At 42.3% G+C, this 3,898-nt stretch carries 3 protein-coding genes and 2 pseudogenes; all 5 read right to left on the bottom strand.

Annotated elements, in window-relative coordinates:
* Positions 1-67 precede the first annotated feature (67 nt).
* On the bottom strand, positions 68-1,030 hold the full coding sequence (locus tag HMPREF0518_RS05375; protein WP_003626888.1) for a ketopantoate reductase family protein: 963 nt from the start codon (positions 1,028-1,030) through the stop codon (positions 68-70).
* 18 nt (positions 1,031-1,048) lie between these two features.
* Positions 1,049-2,227 (bottom strand): pyridoxal phosphate-dependent aminotransferase, encoded by a 1,179-nt coding sequence (locus HMPREF0518_RS05370; protein ID WP_003626887.1) that lies wholly within the window; start codon positions 2,225-2,227, stop codon positions 1,049-1,051.
* A gap of 20 nt (positions 2,228-2,247) precedes the next feature.
* A complete protein-coding gene (locus tag HMPREF0518_RS05365; protein WP_003633065.1) occupies positions 2,248-3,033 on the bottom strand; it encodes a carbon-nitrogen family hydrolase in 786 nt (261 codons plus the stop codon).
* A 320-nt stretch (positions 3,034-3,353) separates the two neighbouring features.
* Positions 3,354-3,452, bottom strand: a pseudogene (locus HMPREF0518_RS10080) (DUF441 family protein); the annotation flags it as partial.
* A gap of 33 nt (positions 3,453-3,485) precedes the next feature.
* Positions 3,486-3,659: pseudogene (locus HMPREF0518_RS10075) on the bottom strand (IMP dehydrogenase); the annotation flags it as partial.
* Positions 3,660-3,898 lie beyond the last annotated feature (239 nt).

The raw sequence follows: 3,898 nt of genomic DNA, 5'->3' as shown, positions 1-3,898 counted from the left end.
TTGCAATCTGCCAAACAATAAAGGGGCCAAGACTCAAACTTAGCCCCTTTACCATTCAATAATATTTTTACTTCCGGAATTTCCGGGTATTTTCCGCCAAATGAACCAGGTTCCGTAAGAAGTCATGCGTGCTGGCTTCATAATTATACTTCTTCCCTAACTGATAGATATAACCGTTGATGTAATCGACCTCAGTTGGCCGGTCCTTGGACATATCCTGGTACATTGATGTATAGTGCAACGGATTAGTTACCGAACTAACGTACTTAATTGTCTGCCATTCCTCTTCACGGGTACTCAATAATTGAATTCCTGCCCGTTCAGCAACATCATATGCTTCATTAATCAGCTGTTTGCCGAGCTTCTCGGAACCATCGTAATCAATAAACTGCCCCATTTGAATTTCAAACAACGTACAGATCGTATTGATTACGGAGTTGAAGACAACCTTCGTTAATAATGTCCCCAGAAAATTATTATTTAAGTGCGGATTAATGTTAGCTGCAGTAAAGTCGGCCACGATTTGCTTAACCCGATCATCTGCCTTCTCTGTCTGGGCTGCCATATTAATCGAACCGGCGCCGGACTTTCCAATAAAGTCGACATCCCCCGCCTTATTTAACACTGTCCCAATTAGACAGGTTCCGGCCACGACATGTTCCTTGGGGAAGTATTGGTTAATCTTTTCAATATGTCCCATCCCGTTCATTCCAGAAAAGACATATTGATGATCAGGATGGAAGAAGTGAGCACTCCGCTTCAGAAGATCTGCCAGGGTCATCTGCTTAGCAAAGACAATGAAGACATCGGGATCTCCTTGGTAATCCTCCGGCGAATAAATCTTAATTGGTACCAAGTGGCGATCCTCATGGTCCCGAGAAACATATACACCGCCTTGTTGTTGAATTGTTTTTACTTCTGGTGCCCAATTATCAACAAAATCAACTTTGGCTCCTGCTAGTTCTTGAAGCAGTACCCCAAAACGAAGGCCCATTGCCCCTGCACCTAATACTGTATACTTCAATGTCATTTGAATTTCCTCCTTAAATCAATCAAACAAATGTAACTTAGCGATTCGAGCGACCGCTTCTTTCAGCCGTGCCGGTTCAATCAGCAAACCAATCCGGACATATCCTTCACCATGTTTACCGAATCCATTTCCGGGTGCCACCGCAACACCGGCTTTATCTAATAACAAGTCGGCAAAGGATTCACTTGTATACCCAGCCGGTACCGGCATCCACGCGTAAAAGGTCCCCTTCGGTACAAAGGCGTGCCAGCCAATTTTCTCTGCAGCATCAACAAAGGCATTCCGTCGTTCCTCGTAACGACCAACAATTTTAGCAATTTCAGCATCCCGTTGTGAACCTTGAAGGGCATCGATTGCTGCTCGTTGCAATGCAGGAAAAAGACTGACAAAGAGGTGATCTTGAATAAGGTTTAAGGCACCAATAATATCCTGGTTACCGACAGCAAAAGCAATCCTCCAACCGGCCATGTTAAAGGTCTTTGAGAAGGTATATAATTCGATTCCCACATCCTTAGCTCCTGGTGTCTGCATGAAGCTCCGTGGTGCTTGCCCATCAAAGCCAAGTGCTCCATAGGCAAAGTCACTAATAATACCAACGTGATACTTCTTAGCCCAGCTTACTAGCTCTTCATAAAATTTCTTTGTTGCTACCGCACCTGTTGGGTTGTTCGGATAATTAAGGTAGAAAAACTTCGCCCGTTGAGCAACCGCTTCTGGGATTGCCTTAAGATCAGGCAAAAAGTTATTCTTAGCAAGTAGCGGAACGGTTTCAAACTTAACGCCACCTAAAGCAGCACCAGAAAAATAATCCGGATATCCAGGATCAGGCAATAAGTAAGTATCACCAGGATTCATTAATGCCCAAGGAAGCTCAACCAGGCCAATTTTCGATCCTCCTAGGATAGCCACTTCTTTTTCCGGATCAAAATGAGCTCCATACTTTTCTGCATAAAAATCAGCAGCTGCCTGCTTAAATTCAGGTAATCCTTGAAAGGGCGAGTACTTATGAGTGGCTGGATCGGCAACCCATTTTTGAGTTGCCTTAACAATGTATTCCGGCGTAGGCTTATCCGGATTCCCTTGTCCTAGATTAATCACATCAACCCCTGATTCAATCTTGTGGTTAACCTTGGCAACCAAACTGGCAAAGAATTGCTTCGGTAATCGACCTAATAACTTTGATTGTTGAAATTCCATTTTGCTTTCTCCCTTCTTTACTATTTGTATAAATCTGGGCGCCGATCAACGAAAACAGGGATTGCACCTCGAACCGTTGCTAACTGAGTAAGATCTAATTCAGCGTAAGTAATCCCATCATTTTCGCCCGCATCAGCAATTACATTCCCCAATGGATCAATTGCAAGTGAATGACCATTATAATGATTATCTGGATCATCCCCGACCCGATTAACAGCGACCACAAAGGCTTGATTTTCAATTGCTCGAGCTTTTAGCATCGTCGTCCACTGAGGGATCCGAACTGCTGGCCATTCAGCAGGAAAATAAAGGACTGCCGAGCCGTGACGGGCTACCGTCCGGATCCATTCAGGGAAGCGAAGATCATAGCAAATGAAACTCGCACTCGGCACTCCCGCTAAACGAAAGTAATTTTCTTGATTACCAGCCGTTAAATATCGATGTTCATTCATTAACCGGAAGAGGTGAACCTTATCGTACTTACCAACAACTTGGCCAAGTGGATCAACGATTAATGTTCGGTTATAGAAGTGTCCACCTTCCTTAACCGCCACCGATCCACCAACAATGCTAATTTGGTATTGTCGTGCTAATCGATAAAATAATTTTGTGGTAGTCCGACCACCATCATCAGCCAGTCGATCCAACTGATTAAGTGCATAACCGATATTCCACATTTCCGGAAAAACAATTACATCAGCACCAGCCTTAGCCGCAATACTAGTTAGTTCTGCTACCCGTTGCTGGTTTTTATCAGGATCGGCAAATTGGATATTAAATTGTGCCAAAGCTACTTTAATCTTCATTTGCATTACCACCTCATCAAATAAAAAAAGATCCCATCCAACAAGGACGAGAGCTCCCGTTTTACCACCTTAATTTACTGTTACTTCGCAGTAACAGCCTTAACAAGTCATCAACTTAAAGTTATTAACGGAACTTAACCGTCACTGGCTTGCACCTGCTCACCAGTAAAACCATTAGTAGACCATCTTCCTTATCCCCAGTGGCTCCCTTCTCATCAACTGGAAGTTCTCTAAACACTGGGCAATAAGTACTCATCTACTAGTTATATTAAATATTGTTAATCTTATTCTAATATTTCTATTATTTTATGTCAAGGCCCTTAATAATGTAGGTTAAATAAACTAACAATTAGGTAAGTCATCCCACTAGCAATCACCGGTCCGGCAGCAACCCCCTTAAAGAGAACAACCCCAAGTCCACCTTGTAACGCCATTGCAATGGCCATTGCTCATTCAGTAACGGTATCCATTCCGGTACTGATGATCGGAATGTTTAACTTAATGTTATCTGCTAACTTCGTACTAAGATCAACCTCGTTTGGTAAAACGTGGCTTTCTGCAGGAATCAAAAGGACGTCATCAAACGTTAACCCTTTCTTGACAAACTTAGTATCCCAGTTTGACATGTGACTAGACACTCCTTTTTTGATTTTGATTAGCTATACTTTACTAGCAATTGTGACTAGCAATTGTGCCAAAAATCAACAAAAACAGTAAATCAATTGATATTTGCCTGCTTAATGTTCGGTATTCAGTGAAAATTACCGAATATTTTAGTTAAAAATAGCCATAATGCATAAGAAAAGGTTCGTTAGTTAAGTGGTTACATTTTAACCCTTACTCTAAAAATCCGTTTTTTTACGAT

Origin of the sequence: Lactobacillus helveticus DSM 20075 = CGMCC 1.1877 (genome assembly GCF_000160855.1) — a bacterium.
GTDB lineage: Bacteria > Bacillota > Bacilli > Lactobacillales > Lactobacillaceae > Lactobacillus > Lactobacillus helveticus.
The sequence above is the reverse complement of the archived record's forward strand: the minus strand, read 5'-3'. Positions and strand labels throughout refer to the sequence as shown.

What these genes read in the sequence shown, in the direction of transcription:
- HMPREF0518_RS05365 (WP_003633065.1), bottom strand. Translation starts at nt 3,033, where the DNA reads ATGAAGATTAAAGTAGCTTTGGCACAATTTAATATCCAATTTGCCGAT.
- HMPREF0518_RS05370 (WP_003626887.1), bottom strand. Translation starts at nt 2,227, where the DNA reads ATGGAATTTCAACAATCAAAGTTATTAGGTCGATTACCGAAGCAATTC.
- HMPREF0518_RS05375 (WP_003626888.1), bottom strand. Translation starts at nt 1,030, where the DNA reads ATGACATTGAAGTATACAGTATTAGGTGCAGGGGCAATGGGCCTTCGT.